Origin of the sequence: Novosphingobium sp. YAF33, assembly GCF_052113265.1 — a bacterium.
Lineage (GTDB): Bacteria > Pseudomonadota > Alphaproteobacteria > Sphingomonadales > Sphingomonadaceae > Novosphingobium.
In genome coordinates this window covers 160,987-182,953 of the sequence record NZ_JBFRCW010000004.1, presented here as the reverse complement: position 1 = coordinate 182,953, position 21,967 = coordinate 160,987, and the positions used below count along the sequence as shown (strand labels likewise).

The window sequence follows — 21,967 nt, the reverse complement described above, 5'->3', positions numbered from 1 at the left end:
CTCACCGGTATGCCAGCGTCTTGCGGACGGCAGCGGCCACTTTCGCGGGGCTCGGCAGATAGGCGCCTTCCAACTCGCGGGCGAAGGGCACCGGGGTGTGCGGCGCGGTGACCATTTCGATCGGCGCCTTCAGGCTGGCGAATGCCTTGCTGGCCACCAGCGCGGCAATGTCGGTGGCCAGACTGCACCGCGGCGGCGCCTCGTCCACGATCACCAGTCGCCCGGTTGCTTCCACGGAATCGAGGATCGCTTCCTCATCGAGCGGGGACGTGGTGCGAAGGTCGATCACGTCACAGCCGATACCGTCCTGCGCCAGATCGTCGGCCGCCGTTTCGGCATAGCCGACCATCATGCCGGAAGCGACCACGGTAACGTCCTCGCCAGCGCGGGCCAATCGCGCGTGGCCGAAGGGGATCACGAAGTCCGGATCGTCCGGCACTTCGCCGGTCATGGCATAGAGGAACTTGTGCTCCAGGAAGACCACCGGATCGTCGTCGCGTATCGCCTGCCGCAGCAGCCCGCAGGCATCGGCCGGGGTCGCCGGCATGACGACCTTGAGGCCCGGCATGGAGGTGACGAACTGGCTGATCATCTGGCTGTGCTGCGCGGCGGCGTTGTAGCCAGCGCCGCAGGGCATGCGGATCACTGCCGGACAGACCGACTTGCCGCCGAACATGTAGCGGAACTTGGCGATCTGGTTCCACAGCTGGTCCATGCAGACGCCGATGAAGTCCGCGAACATGATCTCCGCCACCGGCCGCTTGCCCGCCAGCGCCAGCCCGCCCGCCGCGCCCATGATCGCGCTTTCGCTGATCGGGGTATCGATCACCCGGTCTGGCCCGAACGCCTCGTAGAAGCCGGTGGAGGTGGACCAGATCCCGCCGATCGCCTCCGGCCCGCCCGCCGTGCCCATGCCGCCGACCACATCCTCGCCGAGCACGACGACGCGCGGATCGCGCTGCATTTCCTGGAATATCGTGCCGCGTATGGCGTCGCGGTACATCATCTTTGCCATGTCTTCCGCTCCGCCGTCAGTAGCTGATGTAAACGTTTTCGAGGACGTTCTCGGGCTGCGGCCGCGCCGCCGCGCGCGATGCCGTGACGGCATCCTCAATGGCCTGCAGGGCATCCGCGTCCACCGCGTCAAGGTCCTCGCCTGTCAGCAGCTTCGCGCCGGTCACCCGCTCGCGGAAGTGGCGAAGACAGTCGCGGGTCGCGCGCAGTCGGTCCAGCTCGCCCTCGCCGCGATAGCGCTGGGGATCGCCCTCGAAATGGCCGAAGAAGCGTTCGGTATCGAACTCCACCGCCGCCGGGCCGTTGCCGGGGGTACGGACGAATTCCAGCACTTCGCCGAAGGTGTCGTAGACCGAGAAGAAGTCCGTCCCGTCCGCGCGCCAAACCTTCATGCCGAAGGCCTCAGCGCGGCTGGCGATGTCCTGCGCGGTGCCCACGGCATAGGCATCGCCGGTATGCTCCGAATAGTGGTTGTTCTCGAAGACGAAGATCGCCGGCGCCTTGGTGACGACGGCCAGGTTCATCGCTTCGAACGTGGTGCCCTGGTTGCAGGCCCCGTCACCCGAGAAGGCGATGGAGACGGCCAGCTTGCCGTTCTCGTCCGGCCCGTCGATCTTGTTTGAAAGCGCCGCGCCCACCGCGATCGGCGCGCCCGCGCCGACGATGCCGTTGGCGCCCAGCATGCCCTTGTCGATATCGGCGATGTGCATGGAGCCGCCCTTGCCGTTGCAAAGGCCCTCCTGGCTGCCCCAGATCTCCTTCATCATGCCGGTCACGTCGCAGCCCTTGGCCAGGCAGTGACCGTGGCCGCGATGGGTGGAGACGATCTTGTCCCGCTCCGAAAGATGCTCGCACACGCCCACCGCCACGGCTTCCTGCCCGCAGTAGAGGTGCGTGAACCCCGCGATCTCTCCGGTCTGGATTTCCTCGTGAAGGCGTTCCTCGAATTCGCGGATCAGCTTCATCTGCCGATAGGCGCGGGTCAGCGCCTCGCGGTTCAGTTGCATGCCAGCTTCCTCTCCCGTTGTCGTCCGCATCGCTTCACGGTTCCTTTTCAAAGACCAAGCACGGACTTGGCGATGATGGTGCTCTGCACCTCGTTTGTCCCGCCGAAAATCGTCCAGGCCCGGCTGTTGAGATAGCGCGCGGCGGCCACTTGCGCGGCGCGAGAATGGAGCGGCTCCGGCGCATTATCGCCATAGAGCGGGCGTGAGGTTTCCAGCTGAAGCCCGGCGATCCCGAACAGGTCCACGGCCAGGAGGTCGATCTCCTGCCGCAAGTTGGAGGCCAGCAGCTTGGTCAGCGATGTCTGCGGCCCCGGCTTGCGGCCCTTGGCGATCTCCGAGATGATCTTCAGTTCGATCATCTCCAGCGCTTCCACGCCAAGGCGCGCTTTCGCCATCCGGCGCCGCCAGTCGGTGCTGTCTGCCAGAGCCCCGCCGCGCCCGTCGCTTTCCGCTTTGGCAGCAGTCTCGATCTGGGCAAGGTCGTAACCGAGTTTCGGTGCATGGCACGATCCGCCGCGCTCGTTTTCGAGGAGGAACTTGGCGATGGTCCAGCCCTGCCCTTCCTCGCCCACCAGGTTCTCCGCGGGCACGCGCACGTCTTCGAGGAAGACCTGATTCACCTCATGATCGCCCGCCGTGGTCAGGATCGGCCGCACCGAGACGCCGGGGCTGGCCAGGTCAATCAGCAGGAACGAGATGCCCGCCTGCTTTTTCACATCAGGATCGGTGCGCACCAGCGTGAACATGCCATTGGCGTGGTGGGCATGGGTGGTCCAGATCTTCGATCCGTTGACCACGTAATGGTCTCCATCCCGCACCGCGCGGGTCTTCAGGCTGGCAAGGTCCGACCCCGCGCCGGGCTCGGAAAAGCCCTGGCACCAGTAATCCTCGCCCGAAAGGATGCGCGGCAGGTAGCGCGCCTTCTGCGCCGCATTGCCGAACGTCCAGAGCACCGGGGCCAGCAGCTTGAGGCCCAGCACGGTGAGGTTCGGCGCGCCGGCGGCGGCGCATTCCTTCTCGAAGAGGTAGCGCTGAAGCGGCGTCCAGCCGGTGCCGCCATGCTCCACCGGCCACTGGTAGCCCAGCCAGCCCTTGGCATCGAGCACTGCATTCCAGGCCTGCCCGATCTCCGGCTCCACGAAGACCGATGGCGTGGCGGCGGCGCCCGCTTTCACCGCATCGGGCAGGTTCTCGCGCAGGAATGCACGTACGTCCTGGCGGAAGGCTTCGTCGGCGGGGGAGAGTTCGATGTCCATGCGTTCTATCGTTCCAGAATCGTCACTGCCGATACGCCCGGGGCGCCGTAGACGTGGCTGTAGGCCGTCTTCGGGCCGCTTCCTCGCTTGTGGCCCGGCACCTGACGGCCGCCACCGTCTCCGCGCAGTTGCACGACGTTTTCGTAGACTTGCCGCAGCCCCGAAGCGCCGATCGGCTCCCCGCAGGCCAGACAGCCGCCGTCGGTGTTGACCGGCAGCGCGCCGCCGATCTCGGTTCTTCCCTCGGAGAGCCAGCGTTCCTGATCGCCATCGGCACAGAAGCCGTTTTCAGCCATGTGCATGATCTCCGCGCCCGCCTCGGTATCCTGAAGCTGCGCGACGTCGATGTCGCCCGGTCCGATCCCGGCAAGCCGGAAGGCGTCGGCGGAGGCAATGCGCGTGGCGGTGCCGCGCGGCATGCTATCGTCCGCCACTACGTCGACACTGGGCGCGAAAACCTCGAAGCTGTGCGGCGGACGGGTGCGCATGGTGGCGGCCTTCAGGCGGACCAGCGGCTTGCCCAGTTCGCGCGCCTTCTTCTCGCTGGCGAGCACGAGCGCGACGCCGCCCTCCGCAGGCGAGCAGAACATGTACTTGGTATAGGGGTCCGAAACGAGCGGCGCGGCGAGGATTTCCTCGATCGGCACCGGCTGGCGGCGCCAGGCATGCGGGGCATGCGTAGCGTTGCGAAAGGCCTTTTCCGCCACCCGCGCCAGCGTCTCGTTCGAGATGTCGAACATGTGCATGTAGCGCATGATCTTCGCCGCGAAGAACTGAGTGGTGACCATGTAGCCGGCCTCCCCGTACCAGTCGGGCAGGTTGTATTCGCTGGGCAGCGCATTGAAGGCGCCGCGCGGATGCTTGTCGAACCCGACCGCCAGGCCAAGCTCGAACTCGCCCGACTTGATCGCCATCTGCGCCGAGAACAGCGCCGATCCGCCAGCCGCGCAGCCGTTGCGCACATTGATGAACTGAACGCCGGTGAGGCCCAGCCGGTCCACCATGGTATCCGGGTTTCCGGCGGCATCCGAACTGCCATAAGCGAACTGGATCTGCGGCCAGTCCACCCCGGCATCGGCCAGCGCCTGCCGCACGGCGAAGACGCCCTGGTCTAGCCCGGAAAGGCCATCGGTGCGCCCGAACGGATGGATGCCGATGCCGACGATGCAGACGTCGCTCATGCGCGGGTTCCTTCCATCGGCGCAAAGGCAGGAATGGCCAGCGGCTCGGCCGCCTCGGGATCGAGCGCCAGCGGCACGAGCCGCACCGGCATGCCGATCCGCACCGCGCCGAAATCCACGTCCACCAGCCGTGCCTCCACGATCACTTCGCCCGGCAGTTCGACATAGGCGACGATCCACGGCGCAAAGGCTTCCGGCCCGGCATAAGGCGGAGTCTTGGGGCGATAGCGCTGCACCGTATAGGACCAGAGCCTGCCCTCCCGCGCCAGCGGCACCGGATCGCAGCTATCTCCGGCGGGACAGGGAAACACCACCCGCCCCGTTGCCCGTTCGCGGCCGCCCAGCAGCCGGGGCGGCGTCTCGTCGGTAAACAGGCCTTCGGCAATGGCGCGCATCGTTCTCCCCATCTCTCGGCTTTCGAGTCCGTTGATGTGAATGGTTTAAGCGCGCCCGCTCCCCCTTTGTGACTCATCAAAACGCTAGGGTAGCCAATGTGCCAGTTCGTGCGACGCATTGAGGCGGGAGAACGAACAGATGGCAAAGGCCTGGGACTACATCATCGTCGGCGCCGGTTCGGCCGGATGCGTCATGGCGGAACGGCTGAGCGCCGACGGCCGGTCGCAAGTGCTGCTGCTGGAAGCGGGCGGTAGCAATGACAGTTTCTGGGTCACCTTGCCCAAGGGCGTGGCCAAGCTGGTCAAGAAGCCCGAGCACATGTGGGCCTATCCCGTCACCCAGCCGCGCGAGGAAGGCGCGAACGAGGACAGCGGCGGCGAGGTGTGGATCCGGGGCAAGGGCCTGGGTGGCTCTTCCTCGATCAACGGCATGATCTGGAGCCGCGGCGAACCGGCGGATTACGACGCCTGGGAAAGCGAGGCCGGTGCCGTGGGCTGGAACGGCACAAGCATGACCGAGGCTTTCCTGGAACTGGAAGACCATGCCGCAGGCGCCTCCGCAATGCGCGGCAGCGGGGGTTTGGTCCATGTCGATCCGGCTTGCTACACATATCCGCTGGCAGAGCGCATGATCGAATCCGGCGAGGCGCTGGGACTCACGCGGGTGGACGACCTCAACGCGAAAACCGGCCCGCGCGTCGGCTATTACAGCCATAACATCCGAAACGGACGCCGCGAATCCTCTGCCCGCACGTATCTGGCAGCGGCGCGCGGACGACCGAACCTGACCGTGGTGACAGGCGCGCTGGCCGAGCGGATCGTGTTCGACGGCACCCGCGCGGTGGGCCTCGACGCCGTCGTGAACGGCCGCCCCCAGCGCTTCGATTGCGCCGGGGAGATCGTGGTGAGCGCGGGGGCCATGGAAAGCCCGCTGCTGCTCCAGCGTTCGGGCATCGGCGACACCGAGCGGCTGCGGGCGGCGGGCATCGCCCCGCTCGTCCATTCACCCGACGTGGGCGAGCGGATGATCGAGCACTTGTCGATCTCGATCCCGTTCCGGCTTGAGCACGGACGTGGCACCAACCGCAGCTTCTTCGGGGTGGGCGCGGGGCTGGCCATGCTGCGCTATCTGCTGCGCCATGACGGCGTGCTGGCGACCGGCCCCTTCGAAGTCGGCGCCTTCTGCAATGTCGCTCATCCCGACGGGCGCACCGACGCGCAGTTCTACCTTGGCGGCTACACCTTCAAGGTTGGCGACGACAAGGATCCGGTCCCGCTCGACAAGATCGACCCGCTCCCCGGCGTCACCATCTACGGCCAGCTGCTGCGCCTCACCAGCGAGAGCGCGGTGCGGGCTTCGGGGCCGAACTCCGCTGATCCGGCCGGTATCCGCCACAACTTCCTGACGACCGAGCACGATCGCCGCTCCGCCGTCGCGCTGGTACGCAAGATGCGCGCCTTCATCGCCGAAGCGCCGCTGGGGCAGATGGTCGGCCCCGAACTCGTGCCCGGCGCAGAAGTGGAGAGCGACGGAGAGATCCTGTCTGCCTTCCGCCGCCTGTCCAGCTGCGGGCTCCATGCGATCCGCTCCTGCCGCATGGGCGACGACCCTGACGCCGTGGTCGATGCCCGCCTGCGGGTGAAAGGCGTGCGCGGCGTGCGGGTGGCGGACTGCTCGGTGATGCCCGGCCATGTCACGGGCAACACCAATGCCCCCGCCATGGCGCTGGGCCTGCGCGGTGCGAAGCTGATGCTGGAAGACAGGCTGCGGTAAAGCCCGTCGCCATGCGGGACGACGCGCCTTGCAACCTCAATTGTGCAGCGAAATATACCCGAGCTGGGCTGCCTTGAAGACCGTCTGGCTGCGGTTCACCGCATTCAGCTTGGTCGCCGCATTATGGATGTGGAACCGCACCGTCGCGCGGCTGCGCGACATGATCATGCTGATCTCCAGATCGGTCTTGCCGATCGCCGCCCAGCGCAGACATTCCACCTCGCGCTTGGAAAGGCGCGAACCGGGCGGCAGAGCCTGGGTCGAACCCATCACCTGGACGTAAGTGGCGATGAACGTGCGCGCATAAAGGCCGAGCGCGTCGGACAGCCGCAGGAAGTCTTCCGAAAGATCGGTCCGATCGCGGTCCAGCGGGTTGAAGCTCACTGCGCCGATCTGCCCGAACGGCAAGTGCACCGGCACCGCGATGCAGGCCCGCGTCATGGCGCGCTGCTCGAAATTGGCGATGTCGATGGACTGGAGGTAGGCGTTGGGCTCGCGCGTGCGGAAACCTTCGGCATTGGCCCAGAACGGCTGGCTTTCGAAGCGGCAGGCGGTGGTGAGCGGGGAATCGAGCGCGATGCGCGAATTGCGCCACCAGACCCTTTCATCGTCCGCCCAGCCGAACACCTCGATGGCCAGAACCTTGCCCTCGGCATCGACCGGCGTGCGCTTGTCGGCAATGTCGTGCGCGGGGGCGGCCCTGAAACCCAGGTCCATGGCGATGCGATGGAAGGCCTCCGCCGCCGGGCGGATCTCCGCCGGCGACGAGACGCGCACGGCGTCTATGTTTTCCTGTGACAACAGCGACATGTTTTTCCTCTCTTGCCGTGGAGCTTAACGCGCCCCGGCAGGGTGCACAATTGCTCGAAAGCCCAAATCCGGCCCGTTCGGGCCTAGTCTTTTGCACACTAGTCTTTTGCCTAGCGGAGATGCTCCCACGGCTGGTGCTACATCCGTGTGACAGACGGGAGAGCCACGTGAATTTCGATCTCAGCGAAGACGAGGAAATGCTCAAGGCGCTCACCGAGCGCTTCGTCACCAATACGTACGACCATACTAGCCGTCGCACCTTCCTGGCCGAGCCGGGCGGCTTTTCCGGCAAGAACTGGGCATTGCTGGGCGAACTGGGCCTGATCGCCGCGCCTTTCCCCGAGGAACTGGGCGGGCTCAGCCTGGACGCCACCGGCATAGCCACGATTTTCGAGGCGCTGGGACGCGGCATGGTGGTGGAGCCGCTGGCCGAGGCTTCGGTGCTGGCCGGACGCCTCTTCGCCCTGACCGCGCGCGAGGACCTGCGCGACGAATGGCTCGGCGACTTGCTCACCGGCAGCAGGCGCCTCGCCCTCGCCCATGCCGAAACCGGCATGCGGGGCGGAAGCGGCGCGATCGCGACCACGGCCACCCCGGAACAGGACGGATACCGGCTGGACGGCGCCAAGCCCTATTCCATCGCCGGCGGCGGCGCGGACGGCTACATCGTCTCGGCGCGCCTTTCCGGCCAGGCCGGCGAAGAGGCCGAAGCCATGTTCCTCGTCCCCGCCGACACGCCCGGCCTCCGCCGCCGCGATTGGCCATTGGCGGACGGCTCCATCGCCTCCGCGCTGGCGCTTGAGAGTGTGCATATACCGGAAAGCCACCGCCTCCAGGGCGGCACCGCGCAGATCGAAGAGGTCCAGCAACTCGCGGATCTCGCTCGCTGTGCCGAGGCGCTCGGCATCATGGAGCGCATTTTCCACGATACCCTCGACTATGTCCGCACCCGCGACCAGTTCGGGGCCGCACTGGGCTCTTTCCAGGCGATCCAGCACCGCATGGTGGCGCAGTATGCTGCCATCGAGCAAAGCCGCGCCCTGCTGAACCTCGCGCTCGTGACCTGGGAGGGCGATCGCTTCGCCGAGGCGGTAAGCGGCGCGCGCGCGTTCATTTGCGAGGCAGCGCTCACTCTGGCGCATGAGATGGTGCAGTTCCATGGCGGCATGGGCGTGACCGACGAACTGGCGATCGGGGCGGGACACAAGCGGCTGCTGGTGCTCTCCCGGTGGCCGGAAGGGCCGCAAGCAGCGCTTGATCGTTACGCCCGCCTGCTGAACTGAGCGGGGCGGCACGCGCCGCAGGCGCGCAGATCCTTCCTATCCCATCTTCCTGCAATCGATCGCGCAATCGGAACGTATAGAGAACATTTTCATTGCATCCGCGGGAGCGATGAGCCAGTTTGCACCTTCACCGCCGCGCTGCCGATGGCGCGGAAAGCAAGGTCCCGCGAAATGCCCGCGCTCGAAATCGCCGAAAAGCTCACGATCCTGGCGGATGCCGCCAAGTACGATGCCTCGTGCTCCTCCTCCGGCGTCAAGAAGCGGGATTCGCGCGATGGAAAGGGGATTGGCTCGACGCTGGGCGGCGGCGGCATATGCCACGCCTATGCGCCGGACGGGCGCTGCATCAGCCTGCTCAAGGTACTGCTGACCAACAGCTGCATTTTCGATTGCCACTACTGTATCAACCGCAAGTCCTCCAACGTGCGGCGGGCGCGGTTCACCGCCAAGGAAGTCGTCGACCTCACGCTCGACTTCTATCGCCGCAATTACATCGAAGGGCTGTTCCTGTCCTCGGGCATCATCCGCACGCCTGACTATACGATGGAGCAGATCGTCGAAGTGGCGCGATCCCTGCGCGAAGATCACGATTTTCGCGGCTATATCCACTTGAAGACGATCCCGGACGCCGATCCGATGCTGGTCGAAGCGGCGGGGCGCCATGCCGACCGGGTGTCCATCAATGTCGAATTGCCCACGGCCAGCGGGTTGCTGCGGCTGGCGCCCGAAAAATCGCAGGCCCGCATCGAAGGTGCCATGGGCACGATGCGCTCGGCCATCGAAGACGGCGCCGATGCGCGCAAGCGCTTCCGCTCGGCACCCGCTTTCGCGCCTGCCGGGCAATCGACCCAGATGATCGTCGGCGCCGATGCCGCCACCGATCGTGACATCGTGACGCGCGCGGCGTCGCTCTACGACAAGTTCGACCTGAAACGCGTCTATTATTCGGCCTTCAGCCCGATCCCGGACGCCAGCACCGTCCTGCCGCTGCGCCGCCCGCCGCTCATGCGCGAGCACCGGCTCTACCAGTCGGACTGGCTGATCCGGTTCTATCAATATTCCCCGCAGGAAGTGAGCGCGGCCGCCGATCCCGCCACCGGCATGCTGCCGCTCGACATCGACCCCAAGCTCGCCTGGGCGCTGCAATTTCGCGATCGGTTCCCGATCGACGTGAACCGCGCGCCGCGCGAGATGCTGCTGCGCATTCCCGGCCTGGGCATCAAGGCGGTTGAGGCCATCCTGGCTGCAAGGCGCTGGCGCACGCTGCGGCTGGACGACGTGGCGCGCATGACCGTTTCGGTAAAGAAGCTGCGCCCCTTCATCGTCACCGCCGACTGGCGCCCGACCGGCCTGCTGGACCGTGCCGACTTGCGCCCGCTGGTCACGCCCCGGGCGACCCAACTGGAACTGTTCGCGGCCTGACCATGCGCGTCGCCCGCCTGGAAAGCGAAGACGATTTCGAGGGCTGGCGCCTTGCCGCCCGTGCCTTCGCCAGCGAGGGTGTGACGCCGTCGGACATCGTCTGGCAGGTCGGAGACGGCGCCGTGGACCTTTTCGCCGGGGAAGCTGCAGGCGTAGCGGGCGGCCATGCCCGCATCGCGCCCTTGCGGGTTACGCGAGAGTTCCTCGATCTCGCGCGCGATGCCGCGCTGCATAGCGAGCCGGAACGGTTTTCGCTGCTCTACACTCTCCTGCTCCGCTTGCTGGCCCAACCCCAGGCGCTTCAGGACCGCGCCGACCCGCTGGTGCGCCGGATCGAGGGTCTGGCGCGCAACGTCCGCCGCGATAGCCACAAGATGCACGCCTTCGTGCGGTTCCGCGAACTGGCGGACCAGGACGGGCCACGCTTCATTGCCTGGTTCGAGCCCGAACATCACATCCTGCGTGCCAATGCCGGCTTCTTCGTCGATCGCTTCACCAATATGCGCTGGTCGATCCTGACCCCGCGCGGATCGCTGCACTGGGACGGCATGGCCTTGGCCGAAGGTCCGCCCGCCACACGCGCCGACGCCCCCGGAGACGACCCGGTGGAGAGCGTGTGGAAGGCCTATTACAGCGCCATCTTCAACCCCGCACGGGTCATGCCGCAGGCGATGCTGAAGGAGATGCCGCGCAAATACTGGAAGAACATGCCGGAAACGGCCCTGGTGCCGCAGCTCATCGCCGGTGCGCGCAAGCGCGAGCTGGAAATGATCGAACAGGCCCGCAGCGCGCCCGAACGCGGTAAAGGCTCCGGGCGCGGTCAGATACGCGGTCAGGTAGGGGGGCCGGAAGCGCTGGTGCTGCTGGCCGGGGAAGCGGAAGGCTGTCAGCGCTGCCCCTTGTGGAAGCCGGCCACGCAGACGGTCTTCGGCGAAGGGCCGCACGATGCCGAGATCATGATCGTGGGCGAACAGCCCGGCGACCAGGAAGATCTGGCCGGCCGGCCGTTCGTCGGTCCTGCAGGCGCCGTCTTCGACCGTGCCATGGCGCAAGTCGGTATCGACCGGACCCGGGCCTACATCACCAATGCCGTCAAGCACTTCAAGTTCGAGCCGCGCGGCAAGCGGCGCATCCATGCCCGTCCCAACACTGGAGAAATCGAAGCCTGCCGCTGGTGGATCGACCAGGAACGCGCCATCGTCCGCCCGCGCCTCATTATCGCCATGGGCGCCACGGCGGCGCGCTCGCTCACCGGCCGCGCAGTGACGGTCGGGCAGGAACGCGGACGCCCGGTGGCTTTGCCGGACGGAACACCCTGCTGGATCACGGTACACCCCAGCTACCTGCTGCGCCTGCCGCCGGACGCGGATGCGGAAGCGGAGTTCGCCCGCTATGTCGCCGATATCCGCAGCGCCGTCGAAAGCCTGGCCGAAGCCGCCTGAAGCGCCGAAATGCCTTCCACCCGCCGCCAACCGCACGGCTTTTCGGAGCAACGATTTGACGCAAATCACTCCGGAACGGTGCGAAATGGGTTAGCCGTTCTTCCGCAAGTGCGAATACCGAACACGGCGGCGCACCGCTGGAGGACTCATATGAATATCTACACCCTGAGGTTTTTCGAGGATGAGCACGGTCTGGCCAAGCGGCTGGAGTTCAAGGCCCCGGACATTGCCGGAGCCCTGATCATCGCCCACCGCGAAGCGGCCAAGCGCAGCGCCGAACTGTGGGACGGCGCCCTGAAGCTCTGCACGATCCGCCGTTCCCGCACCGAAATGACCGTCCTCGTCACGGCCTAGAAGGCTTCTGCCCAGCGGTTCGTCGTTTGAGGACCAGGGCCTGATTCGCCCTCGGCTCAGGCGACCCTGAACGCCGATGCCTGCGCTGCAAGGCGGTTCACTTCCTCGGTCAGTCCCCGCGCGGCAGCGGACGCCTGCTCCACCATGGCGGCATTCTGCTGCGTCGCAATGTTCATCGCGCCGATGGCCGCGGTGATCTCGCTGACCGACGTGGCTGAGGCGCGATTGCTGCGCGCCATGCCGCCCAGCAGGACATGGACTTGCGCCACGTCTCCGGCGATTCCTTCGAAAGCCCCGTCCACCCGCTCCACCGCGCCCAGGGCCGCGACGATTTCGGACTGCGTGACGGTCAGCTGCGCGCGGGCGCTGCGGGCTTCCTCTTCCGATCGCTTGGCCAATGCCGAGACGAGATCGGCGACGACCGCGAAGCCACGTCCTGCCTCGCCGGCACGCCCGGCCTCGACGGCCGCATTCATGGCTAGCACGCGGGTCTGGAACGCGATCTTGTCCAGTCCCTCGATCACACCGTCGATATTGGTGGCGCTGTCGGAAACGCGGCGCATGGCGCCTACTGCCTCGGCCGCCACCGCGCGCCCACCGCTGACCGTGGCAATCGCCTCGTCGGCGCGGGTCACCGTTTCGGTTGCGGCCGTGGCGCCAGATCGCAGGCCATTGTCGATCTCCAGCAGCGCCGCCGAACTCTGTTCGAGGCTGGCCGCGCTCGCTTCGGTGCGGCGGGCCAGGTCTTCGGAGGCCTGGGCGATCTCGAAAGAGCTGCCCCTGATGACCGAAGTGCTGTCCCCGGTGGCGCCGATCATGCCGCGCAGCCCCGAGAGCGCCGAATTGTAATTCGTCCGCAGCGCCTCGTAAGTTTCCGGGAAGACCTGATCGATCTGCGCCGTGAGGTCGCCGGAAGACAAGTGCGCCAGGCTTTCGGCCAGACGCTCCACCACCTGCCGCTGCTCGCGGTCCGCGGCTTCCTTGGCCACCGCCGCCTCGCGGAACACCAGCAGGGCGCGCGCGATCCCGCCGATTTCGTCGGGTCGCTCGGTATCGACGATCTCGGTCCCRTTGTCGCCCTTGGCAAGGCGCATCATCGTGGCACTCGCGGTTTCCAGAGGTGCGAACAGTTTCCGGGCGCCGCGCATGCAGAGCGCCGCCGCAATGGCCGTGACGACGACGGCCAGCAGCAGGATGTGCCAGCCGAGACTGTCGACATTGCGGTAGAAGTCCTCGGCCGAGACGCCGACGAAAAGGATACCGATCACTTTGCCGTTGGCATCCTTGATGGGATCGTAGGCCGCGAAATAGCGGGTTCCCAGGATCTCGGTCTCGCCGCGATAGGATTCGCCCTTGCCGAGTACGGCGTCCTTCACCGGTCCGGCCGCGAGCCGCGTGCCCAGGGCCCGTGTTCCGTCCGGGTTCTGGACATTGGTCGCCACCCGCTGGTCGCCCATGAAGATCGTGGCGGTGCCGCCGACGAGTTCCTTCATTCGGTCTACCGCGGCATTGTTGGCGTTGAGCGGCGTCTCGCCGGCATAGAGCGTGTCGCCGCGCAGAGAATAGTTGAGACCGCTCCACTCGATCACCGACCAGGCCACGCGCATGTTCGTGTCCAGTCGCTCCTCTCCCTGGGTCCGCGCGTCGTCGACGAGAAGAACGCGGGTGCCGATGAAGAACACGGCGGATAGCAGGATGAGCGCACCCACGGTCATGAGGGTGACTTTGGTCGAGAGATGCTGGCGTTTCAGAAAGGCACGGATGGCGGTCATGGCGGTTCTCTGTTGGGGGGAGACGAGAGAAAGGCACCGCGCAGCACGAGCCGGGAGATGATCTCCCGGACCGGACGCGGCTGCAATCGTTATAGGACGATGATGCAGCCCCGCGCGGAAACCGGGCGAATTTTCATGATTTGCAACAAAGCTGCTGAACGACGCCGCGGGAACCATGCCGCAAAGAATGCGCTGATCCTGTCGGAGATGTCGTGATGGCCGCCAAGCTCAAGGTATTCCGCACCCCTATCGGTTTCCACGATGCCTATGTGGCCGCGCCGAGCCAGAAGGCGGCTCTGGCGGCGTGGGGCGCGGAAGCCGACCTCTTTGCGCGGGGGCAGGCGGAGAAAGTGACGGACCCCGAACTGGCCAGGGCGGCCCTGGCAGATCCGGGAAAAGTCGTCCGCGTGCCGCGCGGCAGCACGGATCAGCATCTTGCCGAAGCCGCCAGGACGCAGCCTCGCAAGTCGCCGCGAAAGGCCGTGGAGGCCCTCGGTTCTTCCGGCAAACCTGCTCCGAAAAAGCGCAAGGCTTCGCCGCCGAAGCCCAGTCGCGCCCAGCTTGATGCCGCCGAGGACGAAAGAGATCGGCAGGAGCGGGCGTTCGAGGCGGCTCTGCAGGATCTGGAAACGGAGCGCACCCGGATCGCGGCGGAGATCACGGAATTGCGCCGTTCCCACGCCCGACGACAGGACGCGCTGGATGCGCGTGCCGCGAAGGCCCGCCAGGCCTACGATACCGCCATGGAGAAATGGCGAGACGCATGACTTTGGCGCGATTGACGGCTGTGTATCCGCTAATCCTCTAAATCCATGGCAAAAAATTTGGTTAGAGGGATCTTGGAGCGGCGAACACTGTTCGATCCGGCGGTAAATTCGCGTTTGGTTAATTTACAATTAGCATTGCTAAAACCGCAGTCTTTCCGGATTCTTCGGCAGTTATCGATGAACCGAATTAAGTACCCCTCCCCAAGAAATAACCGATGCGGCGGTTTTTCATTCCAAAATGGTCGGAACTTCACCCATTGTGGGTTGATTACGATTTCACGCACTGCGCCGCCGCATCCAGCCATTTCATTCGATTGCTGGAGCAGGACACCCGGCCAGCGGCTCTGGTCAGGTCGAAGCGGGATCGCGGCCGGGCTTTTGCCAACGCATTGCTTCCCACCGGGAGCGAGAGAGGAAAGAGAGGTGCCATCGTGTTGAGGACTGTCATTGCCGCAAGCGGTCTTTCGCTGGGCATGCTGGCCGCCGTGCCGGCACACGCCGACATCAACGGGACGATCAACGCCACGATCACGCTGACCGCAGGGTGCATCATCAACGGCCAGAACTACGACGACGGTTCGGCCAATGTGAATTTCGGAACGCTCGCCTTCGGATCGCAGAACACCCTGTTCACGCAAGTCGACGCCCAGGTGCTGAGCGGCGCCGCCGGCTTCACGGTTCAGTGCAGCAATGGCGTGACCCCCACGCTCTCCTTCAATGCCGGACAGAACGACGGATCGGGCGCCGGGGTGGGCGTTCACGCCATGGTCAACCAGGCCGCGCCCGGCCAGTTCGTTACCTACAACCTCTATAGCGACGCGGCGCGCAATGCCGTGATACCCGTGGGAGGGGACATCGTCCTGCCCAGCGACGGCTCCGTGCAGACCGTGAATGTCTACGGCCGCGCCTTCGGGGAGCCGGGCCTGACGCCGGGCTCTTATGCGGACATCGTCACGGTCGTCCTGGAACTCTAGGGAAGCGTCCCGAAATCGTCATGCCCTCCGACCGCCCTGCCGCGGCGGGAAGGCGTTCTGCGCCTGCCTTTCCCGCCTCCAGCGTCGCTCTTGCTGCCGGCCTCCTTGCGGCCGGGGCCACGTTTGGCGCCGCTGGCGCATGGGCGGCCACGACGGCGACATTCGACGTCACCGCCACGGTCACGCCCGGTTGCCTGGTCGACGGTCTTGGCTCCAGCGGTAATGCGGGACGGATGGGCACGCTGGACTTCGGAACGGTCTCCACCTTTCCCACCCAGCAAAGGACGGCCACCACCACCACCGGCCAGGCCATCCGGCTGCGCTGCACGCCGGGCGTGAACCTCATCATGACCATCGACGGCGGCACCCATGCCGCCTCGGGCCAGCGCAACCTTCAGCGCACCGGCACGACCACCGCGCGCATTCCCTATGCGCTCTGCCGCGATGCGGCCTGCACCCTGCCGATCGTGGCCGGCACGGCCTACGGCAACAGCATCGGCTCGACCAACAGCGAGGACGTGCGCCTTCCGATCTTTGCCGCGCTGACACCCTCCGGAACCATGCCGCCCGGAACCTATACCGACACCCTGACCGTCACGTTGACATGGTGACCAGCGCCCCCTTTTCGCCCCGCCACCTCCGAGGAGCCACCGATGAAGGCCGCCGTTCTGTCGCTTAAACTCGCCCTCGGTGCCGCGATTGCCTCCAGCGCCCTGGCGCCGGCTGCCGGACCGGCGCTGGCCCAGTCGGCCGGCTCGCTGCTGCTCTGGCCGGTCAGCCCGGTGATCGAGGGCGACCAGCCTGCGGCCGCACTCTGGCTCGAAAATCCAGGCAAGGCGCCCATTACGCTGCAAGTCCGCGTCTATGCCTGGGCCCAGCAGAACGGCGAGAACGTCTATGCCGCCCAGAACGATATCCTGGGCACGCCGCCGATCCTCACTATCGCGCCGGGGGAGCGGCAACTGGTGCGCCTCACCCGCCTCGTGCCGCCACCGGGCGTGCCCGAAAAGCCTTACCGCGTCGTGGTGGACCAGATCCCCACGGCCGATGCGCAGACCACGCCTGGCGCGGCGGTCACATTCCGCATGCGCTATTCGTTGCCGCTGTTTTCCTATGCCAGGCCCGAGGATGCCCGCAAGAAGGCGCCGGCTCCGCCGCCCCACCTGGCCTGGCGCCCGGTATCCGAGGCCGGCGGCCGGTTCCTGGAGATCCGCAACAGCGGCGGCGGCCATGCCCGCCTGAGCGGCGTGGCCTTTTCGGGCAACGGCAAGCGCTCGAGCCTTAACGAGGGGCTGTTCGGCTACGTCCTGCCCGGCGCGACGATGCGCTGGCCGCTGCCCGAAGGCGTCGACGCCGCCGGAGACCTGGAGGCGACTCTCAACGGCAAGGCGATGGCCCGCATCGAACGGCTGCCGGAATGACCGGCACATGACGACAGGGCCGGAATGAGCCGGAATGCCGGGAGCCTTACCGGATCGATCGCGCCCGGCCTGGATGTCGCGGACCGGCGGCATTCCCGCGATCACCGCGCTGGCGGGGCTCGTCCTGGCGCCGGAGTGTCTGGCTGCCCCCGCCCCGGCGATCCCCAGCGCGGCGCCCGGTCTTGACGTCTTCACCGAGCTTCCCCCCCCGCCCGAGCGGGTCGACTTCGACGCCGAGCAAAGGCTGGAACTGGAACTGCTGGTCAACGGCATGGACAGCGGTGTGGTGGCCTCGCTCATCAAGGCAGGGCCGCGTTTCCTGGTGCGGGCGGAAGACCTGCGCCGGGCCGGAATGGTGCTGTCCGTTACCGAGGAACGGCTCTACCTCGACAGTCTCGACGGCGTTGTTGCGGACTATGACGCGGGGCGCCAGCAGCTTCATCTCACCGTCCTGCCGAAGTACCTGCCGGCCCAGCGGATCGGCACGGAGCAAGGCGGCTTCCGCCCGGCCATGCGCGACATGGGCGCCCTGCTCAACTACGACGCTTATGCCACCGGCGGCGGCGGCATCGGTTTCCAGGCCTCGCTGTGGCACGAGGCGCGGATATTCGGACCCGCCGGCATCTTCTCCAGCACGGGCGCCCTGCGCGTCGGCGGCGGGCCAGCCGCGCAAAGCCCCTACATGCGCTACGACACATATTGGCGCTGGTCGGACGAGCGCAGCATGACCACCGTGGAAGCGGGCGACGTCATCACCCGATCGCTGTCCTGGGCGCCCGCAGTTCGGCTCGGCGGCGCGCAAGTGTCCCGCGATTTCTCGGTCCGGCCCGACGTCATCACCTATCCGCTGCCCGAGTTCGCAGGCAATGCCGCCTTGCCCTCGACCGTGGACCTGGTGGTCAACGGCCAGCGGATCGCCGGCAGCCGCGTCAATCCCGGACCTTTCGCGCTCGACACCCTGCCGCCGATCTCCGGCAGCGGGCTGGCCAACCTGATCGTCACCGACGTTCATGGCCGCAGCGTGGTGACCTCCGTTCCGTTCTACGTCAGCAGCACCCTGCTGCGCGCCGGCTTCACCGACTATTCCATCGCCGCCGGAGCCTTTCGGCGCAATTACGGCCTGCGCAGCTTCGACTATGGCGCAGTGGCCGGCAGCGCCTATGCCCGCCACGGCCTGACGAGCGGACTGACGCTGGAAATGCGCGCCGAGACGACGCGGGACATGCATGTGCTCGGTGCCGGGGGCGTGGCGCGGATCGGCAATCTCGGCATCGTCAGCGCCTCCTACAGCCGCAGCTTCGGCGCACGCGCGGGCGGGGAACTGGCAGTCGGCTATGAATATCAGGCGCGGACGTTCTCACTCGGGCTGCGCCATACCCGGCATGACCGCGGCTACACCGATCTGGGCCGCCTGGAACGCGAGGACGAAGGCTGGGAACGCCAGACGGCGGCCACGGCCAGCCTCGCCCTGGGCAGCACCGGCACCCTGGGCGTTGGCATCTTCGACTTGCGGCAGGAGAATGCCCGCAATGCCCGCTTCGCCAACCTCTCCTGGACACTTCCGCTCTGGGGCCAGAGCCGCATCTACGCCACGCTCTCGCGAGAATTCTCGGGCGGAGACGGCGAGCGGCGGAGCTGGTCGGGCGCATTGACCCTGACAGTGCCGCTCGGCACCGGCTCCGTCAGCGGCGGCCTGACGCGGGACGATCGCGGCAGGACCGGGCTGCGGGCGGACTACACGCGGCCGGTGCCCACGGACGGTGGGTTCGGCTGGAACGCCAGCGCCTACCGCGACTCCGGCGACAGCCCTTATCTGCGCGGCGACGTGGCCTGGCGCACGCAGCCCATTCAGCTTCGCGCGGGCGCTTATGGACAGCCGCACGGCGGCGCAGGGGGCATGACCGGGTGGTTCGGCGCCAGTGGCGCGCTCGTCTTCATGGACGGCGGCCTGTTCGCGGCGAACCGCGTGACCGACGCTTTCGCCGTCGTTTCCACCAATGGCGAGGCCGGCATCCCCGTCCGCTACGAAAACCAGGTCATCGGCGAGACCGACCGCAACGGGCAACTCCTCGTTCCCGCCGCAAGCGCCTGGTATCCGGCGCATTACGACATCGACACGCTCGCCCTGCCCCCCAGTGTCCAGGCCGACCGGGTGAGCCAGCGCGTGGCGGTGGCGGCGGGCAGCGGCTACGTGGTGCGCTTCCCGGTGGCGCGTGTCGCCGCCGCGCGCGCGGTGATCGTCGATGCAGCGGGGCAGCCGCTTCCGGCCGGAACGCCGGTCACGCTGAACCATGCGGCCAGAACCTACGTCGGGTGGGACGGCATGCTCTATCTCGAGAACGTCGCCCCGGAAAACGCGCTGGAAGTTGTCCTTCCCGAAGACGCGAGCTGCCGCGTCCAGTTCAGCGCCGGTCCGCCCCGCGATGACATCCTCGACCTGGGAACCCTGACATGCCGGCCCTGATAGCACGCCTGCTCCCTGACCCTCTTGGCCGCCGACCTGCGAGCCGGTTCCTTCCCGCGCTCGCGCTATTCCTCGCGCTCGCTCTCACACCGCAGCGGGCCGCCGCCTGCACCGTATCCGCCGCCAGCACCAACCTCGGCAGCGTCAGTTCCTACAGCGTGGCCAGCACTGCCCAGCAGGGGAGCGGTTCGTCCGGACTGCAATGCGATGTCGCGCTGGCCCTGCTGGCGACCCACTACGTCGCCCTGCGCGTCGACGCCTCGACATTCCTGTTGACCGGGCCGAGCGGCCAGACGATCCCCTTCGTCGCCTCATTGGCGCAGAACGGCACGCCGCTGACCATCGGCACCCTGCAGAACCTGTCTTCGACAACGCTGCTCAGCCTCTTCAGCGGGACCAACAATTCGATCCCGATCTACTTCCGCACCACCGCGACATCCGCGCTCAGGGCCGGGACCTACACGGGGTTCCTCGATGTGCGCTGGTTCTATTCGGTCTGCACTCTGGGGGTGGCGGTCTGTCTGGCCTACGATTCCAGCCCCGGTTTCGTGCGGCCGCTACTCGGCACGCCCACGAATTGGGGGACGGGCACGGCCGTGCGGATTTCCATCACCCTGGTCGTGCAGAACGACTGCATCATCACCGCGCCCACTGCCGCTTTCGGCTCGGCGCCGCTGGTGGGGAGCTTCAATCCCATCACGCGGACGATCCTGATCCGCTGCAGTGCCGGCACGGCCTACACGGTCGGCCTGGACGATGGCAGCAACGCGGCCAGCGGCCTACGCCGAATGCGTGCGGGCACCACCGCCAACTACCTCCAGTACGAAATCTATAAGACCGCCAGTTCCACCGACCGCTGGGGCGCGACCGGCTCCGCTCGCCGCAGCAGCGCCTCGGCAGACAGCAATGCCGGGACTTACGATTCGCTGACCTCGCAAGGCTATACCTACCGCGCGGCCCTCCTGCCGGGCCAGGTCACGCCGCCTGCCGGAGCCTATAGCGACACGATCCGCATCGATGTGGCCTTCTGATCGTCCGGGTCGGCGACTTGGCTTTTCCGTCGCGATACGATATTGTTGCAACAGGCATTCTTGGGAGAGGAGCCTTTCATGACGATCCTGACCATTCTTGGGCAAGCGATCCTGGAAATCACCGTCAGCGCCCTGCTCGTGACGGCGGCAACCGTCCTTTGCGTCAAGGCCGCGCTGCGCATGCATCACCCGATGGCGGCCGGACTGGGCCTGTCGGCGCTACTGGTCGCCGTGCTGGTACTGGGCGTGGGCAGAGGGAGCCTCTGGGCCACCACACTGACCTTCGGATGTGTCGCCGTGGCGGGTCTGCTGTTCTGGGCCACGAGCGGAACTACCCGTGCCGAAAGCGCGAAGACGCGGCCCGTCGGTCAGGCGAAGTGGCACTATCCCGCGCTGGTCGCCCGCATCGGCGAGGAACGGGATCCCACGCCTGCAGAACTGCGTGCACTGCTGCGAAGGGTCCGGTCGGAAGCCGAGCCCTCAGCGCGCGGGCGGCGGAGCGGATACCGCCGGATCAAGCGCATCGCGCGGCTGGCCACGCGCAAGCCCGGCTGAGCGCCGCGACCGCAGATATTGCAGCAAGGGCCTCTCTATGCCGTAATGGCACGCAAGACCGCACCCCGTGGCTCCGGCCAGCAGGAACAGGTAGCAGGCCGCGAGATTCTCGGCGGGATCCAGTCCGGCGCGAAGCCATAGCTGCCAGGCCACCCCGATCCCCAGAAGGTGGAAGAGGTAAAGGCTGTAGGAGGCGTCGCCCAGCGCCGTGAGCACCCCCGGAACGCGTACAGGCTTGGCCGCCTGCCCTTCCCAGCCCGCCAGCCCGGCAATCAGCAGGGCCGAGGGAACGCCGTAGGCAAGGCGGGCCAAACTACCATAGCCGTCCATCCGCCCGGTTGCTTCCAGCATCCCGACCACCACCAGGAGCAGGGCCGACAGCGCCGCGAGGCGGCGGCCATGGCTGAGGCGGCCGGAGGCGACGGCAGCAGCGGCCATCATGCCGAACAGGAACTGCAGATTGAACACGCTGCTCAGGCGCGGAACGTCCAGTCCGCTCGGAACGAGCCCGCAGAACTGACTTATCCCCCAGCCCAGCCAAAGCGCCAGAACGCACAGGCCGAGCCGTCGATTGAGGATCAGCAACGCGAAGGCGCCGTAGAACAGCATCTCGTGCTGAAGCGTCCAGGCAACGCCCAGCAAGGGGTCTTGAACCGTCGGCAGGAGGCTGGCCGAAAGCGCCACGCCTGCCGCGGTCACTTCATCCGCATGGCGGGGAAGCATGAGCGCGATGGTCGCCGCCAGCGCCACCCAATAGATCGGCATGAGCCGGGCAAAGCGCTGCCAGACATAGCGTCGCAGGGCCTGCGGACGCCCGATGTCCGCCCGGTGGACGTGGAGGATGATGAAGCCCGAGAGCACGAAGAACAGGTCCACCCCGGCATGGCCCGGCTGGGTCAGGCGCGTGATCGCGGACGCGTCCACGGCCTTACCGAGGTGGCGCGCGGCATGGTAGGCCACGACCGCAAGGGCCGCCAACCCGCGCAGCGCCTGGATGCTCCAGAGCTTGCGGGACGCCTGGCCGGCAGGAGAACCCGTCATGCGG

20 protein-coding genes are annotated in these 21,967 nt (G+C 66.8%); 12 read left to right on the top strand and 8 right to left on the bottom strand.

Annotated features, from left to right (window positions below):
* Position 1: 1 nt before the first annotated feature.
* The 5 genes from AB4Z00_RS10195 to AB4Z00_RS10175 are packed head-to-tail and all read right to left on the bottom strand — an operon-like array spanning position 2 to position 4,853.
* Positions 2-1,015: an alpha-ketoacid dehydrogenase subunit beta gene (locus AB4Z00_RS10195; protein WP_442045838.1), complete on the bottom strand. Its 1,014-nt coding sequence runs from the start codon at positions 1,013-1,015 to the stop codon at positions 2-4.
* A 16-nt stretch (positions 1,016-1,031) separates the two neighbouring features.
* Complete coding sequence (locus AB4Z00_RS10190) at positions 1,032-2,021, bottom strand: thiamine pyrophosphate-dependent dehydrogenase E1 component subunit alpha (protein ID WP_442045837.1); 990 nt, start codon at positions 2,019-2,021, stop codon at positions 1,032-1,034.
* Between the two features lie 47 nt (positions 2,022-2,068).
* Positions 2,069-3,277 (bottom strand): acyl-CoA dehydrogenase family protein, encoded by a 1,209-nt coding sequence (locus tag AB4Z00_RS10185; RefSeq protein WP_442045836.1) that lies wholly within the window; start codon positions 3,275-3,277, stop codon positions 2,069-2,071.
* 5 nt (positions 3,278-3,282) lie between these two features.
* Positions 3,283-4,458, bottom strand: coding sequence for a thiolase family protein (locus AB4Z00_RS10180; RefSeq protein ID WP_442045835.1), 1,176 nt, complete (start codon positions 4,456-4,458; stop codon positions 3,283-3,285).
* Positions 4,455-4,853 carry a Zn-ribbon domain-containing OB-fold protein gene (locus AB4Z00_RS10175; protein WP_442045834.1) on the bottom strand — a complete coding sequence of 133 codons (399 nt, stop codon included), beginning with the start codon at positions 4,851-4,853 and terminating at the stop codon, positions 4,455-4,457. Before AB4Z00_RS10175 ends, AB4Z00_RS10180 begins: the two co-directional genes overlap by 4 nt.
* A gap of 139 nt (positions 4,854-4,992) precedes the next feature.
* Here AB4Z00_RS10175 and AB4Z00_RS10170 point away from each other — a divergent pair, with 139 nt between their 5' ends.
* Positions 4,993-6,627 (top strand): GMC family oxidoreductase, encoded by a 1,635-nt coding sequence (locus tag AB4Z00_RS10170; protein WP_442045833.1) that lies wholly within the window; start codon positions 4,993-4,995, stop codon positions 6,625-6,627.
* Between the two features lie 36 nt (positions 6,628-6,663).
* On the opposite strand, the gene AB4Z00_RS10165 is transcribed toward AB4Z00_RS10170, so the two are convergent.
* The gene (locus tag AB4Z00_RS10165; protein ID WP_132265900.1) at positions 6,664-7,437 is read right to left on the bottom strand and encodes a helix-turn-helix transcriptional regulator; all 774 of its coding nucleotides are present in this window, start codon (positions 7,435-7,437) and stop codon (positions 6,664-6,666) included.
* A 167-nt stretch (positions 7,438-7,604) separates the two neighbouring features.
* Between AB4Z00_RS10165 and AB4Z00_RS10160 the strand changes: the two genes are divergently transcribed.
* From AB4Z00_RS10160 to AB4Z00_RS10145, 4 genes are all read left to right on the top strand, one after another.
* Complete coding sequence (locus tag AB4Z00_RS10160; RefSeq protein WP_442045832.1) at positions 7,605-8,720, top strand: acyl-CoA dehydrogenase family protein; 1,116 nt, start codon at positions 7,605-7,607, stop codon at positions 8,718-8,720.
* Positions 8,721-8,891: 171 nt separating this feature from the next.
* Positions 8,892-10,142 carry a putative DNA modification/repair radical SAM protein gene (locus AB4Z00_RS10155; RefSeq protein ID WP_442045831.1) on the top strand — a complete coding sequence of 417 codons (1,251 nt, stop codon included), beginning with the start codon at positions 8,892-8,894 and terminating at the stop codon, positions 10,140-10,142.
* 2 nt (positions 10,143-10,144) lie between these two features.
* Positions 10,145-11,584 (top strand): UdgX family uracil-DNA binding protein, encoded by a 1,440-nt coding sequence (locus AB4Z00_RS10150; RefSeq protein WP_442045830.1) that lies wholly within the window; start codon positions 10,145-10,147, stop codon positions 11,582-11,584.
* 150 nt (positions 11,585-11,734) lie between these two features.
* Positions 11,735-11,938 carry a hypothetical protein gene (locus AB4Z00_RS10145; RefSeq protein WP_132265906.1) on the top strand — a complete coding sequence of 68 codons (204 nt, stop codon included), beginning with the start codon at positions 11,735-11,737 and terminating at the stop codon, positions 11,936-11,938.
* A 56-nt stretch (positions 11,939-11,994) separates the two neighbouring features.
* Here the strand turns inward: AB4Z00_RS10145 and AB4Z00_RS10140 are convergent, their stop codons facing one another.
* The gene (locus AB4Z00_RS10140; RefSeq protein ID WP_442045829.1) at positions 11,995-13,710 is read right to left on the bottom strand and encodes a methyl-accepting chemotaxis protein; all 1,716 of its coding nucleotides are present in this window, start codon (positions 13,708-13,710) and stop codon (positions 11,995-11,997) included.
* Positions 13,711-13,925: 215 nt separating this feature from the next.
* On the opposite strand from AB4Z00_RS10140, the gene AB4Z00_RS10135 reads away from it, so the two are divergent.
* The 7 genes from AB4Z00_RS10135 to AB4Z00_RS10105 all read left to right on the top strand — a co-directional run bounded on the left by AB4Z00_RS10135 (position 13,926) and on the right by AB4Z00_RS10105 (position 20,922).
* A complete protein-coding gene (locus tag AB4Z00_RS10135; protein ID WP_442045828.1) occupies positions 13,926-14,477 on the top strand; it encodes a hypothetical protein in 552 nt (183 codons plus the stop codon).
* A 431-nt stretch (positions 14,478-14,908) separates the two neighbouring features.
* Complete coding sequence (locus tag AB4Z00_RS10130) at positions 14,909-15,451, top strand: Csu type fimbrial protein (RefSeq protein ID WP_165921394.1); 543 nt, start codon at positions 14,909-14,911, stop codon at positions 15,449-15,451.
* Between the two features lie 20 nt (positions 15,452-15,471).
* Positions 15,472-16,062 carry a Csu type fimbrial protein gene (locus AB4Z00_RS10125; protein ID WP_442045827.1) on the top strand — a complete coding sequence of 197 codons (591 nt, stop codon included), beginning with the start codon at positions 15,472-15,474 and terminating at the stop codon, positions 16,060-16,062.
* Positions 16,063-16,104: 42 nt separating this feature from the next.
* Positions 16,105-16,872 carry a fimbrial biogenesis chaperone gene (locus tag AB4Z00_RS10120; protein ID WP_442045826.1) on the top strand — a complete coding sequence of 256 codons (768 nt, stop codon included), beginning with the start codon at positions 16,105-16,107 and terminating at the stop codon, positions 16,870-16,872.
* Positions 16,873-16,906: 34 nt separating this feature from the next.
* A complete protein-coding gene (locus tag AB4Z00_RS10115; RefSeq protein ID WP_442045825.1) occupies positions 16,907-19,336 on the top strand; it encodes a fimbria/pilus outer membrane usher protein in 2,430 nt (809 codons plus the stop codon).
* Positions 19,324-20,367: a Csu type fimbrial protein gene (locus AB4Z00_RS10110; protein ID WP_442045824.1), complete on the top strand. Its 1,044-nt coding sequence runs from the start codon at positions 19,324-19,326 to the stop codon at positions 20,365-20,367. Before AB4Z00_RS10115 ends, AB4Z00_RS10110 begins: the two co-directional genes overlap by 13 nt.
* Positions 20,368-20,445: 78 nt before the next feature.
* On the top strand, positions 20,446-20,922 hold the full coding sequence (locus tag AB4Z00_RS10105) for a hypothetical protein (RefSeq protein WP_442045823.1): 477 nt from the start codon (positions 20,446-20,448) through the stop codon (positions 20,920-20,922).
* Here AB4Z00_RS10105 and AB4Z00_RS10100 read toward each other — a convergent pair.
* Entirely contained in the window at positions 20,848-21,963 is a 1,116-nt protein-coding gene (locus AB4Z00_RS10100; protein WP_442045822.1) for an acyltransferase family protein, read from the bottom strand. The two genes, AB4Z00_RS10105 and AB4Z00_RS10100, sit on opposite strands and share 75 nt — an antisense overlap.
* Positions 21,964-21,967 lie beyond the last annotated feature (4 nt).

What these genes read in the sequence shown, in the direction of transcription:
- AB4Z00_RS10145 (WP_132265906.1), top strand. Translation starts at nt 11,735, where the DNA reads ATGAATATCTACACCCTGAGGTTTTTCGAGGATGAGCACGGTCTGGCC.
- AB4Z00_RS10120 (WP_442045826.1), top strand. Translation starts at nt 16,105, where the DNA reads ATGAAGGCCGCCGTTCTGTCGCTTAAACTCGCCCTCGGTGCCGCGATT.
- AB4Z00_RS10155 (WP_442045831.1), top strand. Translation starts at nt 8,892, where the DNA reads ATGCCCGCGCTCGAAATCGCCGAAAAGCTCACGATCCTGGCGGATGCC.
- AB4Z00_RS10185 (WP_442045836.1), bottom strand. Translation starts at nt 3,277, where the DNA reads ATGGACATCGAACTCTCCCCCGCCGACGAAGCCTTCCGCCAGGACGTA.
- AB4Z00_RS10170 (WP_442045833.1), top strand. Translation starts at nt 4,993, where the DNA reads ATGGCAAAGGCCTGGGACTACATCATCGTCGGCGCCGGTTCGGCCGGA.
- AB4Z00_RS10165 (WP_132265900.1), bottom strand. Translation starts at nt 7,437, where the DNA reads ATGTCGCTGTTGTCACAGGAAAACATAGACGCCGTGCGCGTCTCGTCG.
- AB4Z00_RS10180 (WP_442045835.1), bottom strand. Translation starts at nt 4,458, where the DNA reads ATGAGCGACGTCTGCATCGTCGGCATCGGCATCCATCCGTTCGGGCGC.
- AB4Z00_RS10110 (WP_442045824.1), top strand. Translation starts at nt 19,324, where the DNA reads ATGCCGGCCCTGATAGCACGCCTGCTCCCTGACCCTCTTGGCCGCCGA.
- AB4Z00_RS10125 (WP_442045827.1), top strand. Translation starts at nt 15,472, where the DNA reads ATGCCCTCCGACCGCCCTGCCGCGGCGGGAAGGCGTTCTGCGCCTGCC.
- AB4Z00_RS10195 (WP_442045838.1), bottom strand. Translation starts at nt 1,015, where the DNA reads ATGGCAAAGATGATGTACCGCGACGCCATACGCGGCACGATATTCCAG.
- AB4Z00_RS10190 (WP_442045837.1), bottom strand. Translation starts at nt 2,021, where the DNA reads ATGCAACTGAACCGCGAGGCGCTGACCCGCGCCTATCGGCAGATGAAG.
- AB4Z00_RS10150 (WP_442045830.1), top strand. Translation starts at nt 10,145, where the DNA reads ATGCGCGTCGCCCGCCTGGAAAGCGAAGACGATTTCGAGGGCTGGCGC.
- AB4Z00_RS10100 (WP_442045822.1), bottom strand. Translation starts at nt 21,963, where the DNA reads ATGACGGGTTCTCCTGCCGGCCAGGCGTCCCGCAAGCTCTGGAGCATC.
- AB4Z00_RS10105 (WP_442045823.1), top strand. Translation starts at nt 20,446, where the DNA reads ATGACGATCCTGACCATTCTTGGGCAAGCGATCCTGGAAATCACCGTC.
- AB4Z00_RS10175 (WP_442045834.1), bottom strand. Translation starts at nt 4,853, where the DNA reads ATGCGCGCCATTGCCGAAGGCCTGTTTACCGACGAGACGCCGCCCCGG.
- AB4Z00_RS10115 (WP_442045825.1), top strand. Translation starts at nt 16,907, where the DNA reads ATGCCGGGAGCCTTACCGGATCGATCGCGCCCGGCCTGGATGTCGCGG.
- AB4Z00_RS10135 (WP_442045828.1), top strand. Translation starts at nt 13,926, where the DNA reads ATGGCCGCCAAGCTCAAGGTATTCCGCACCCCTATCGGTTTCCACGAT.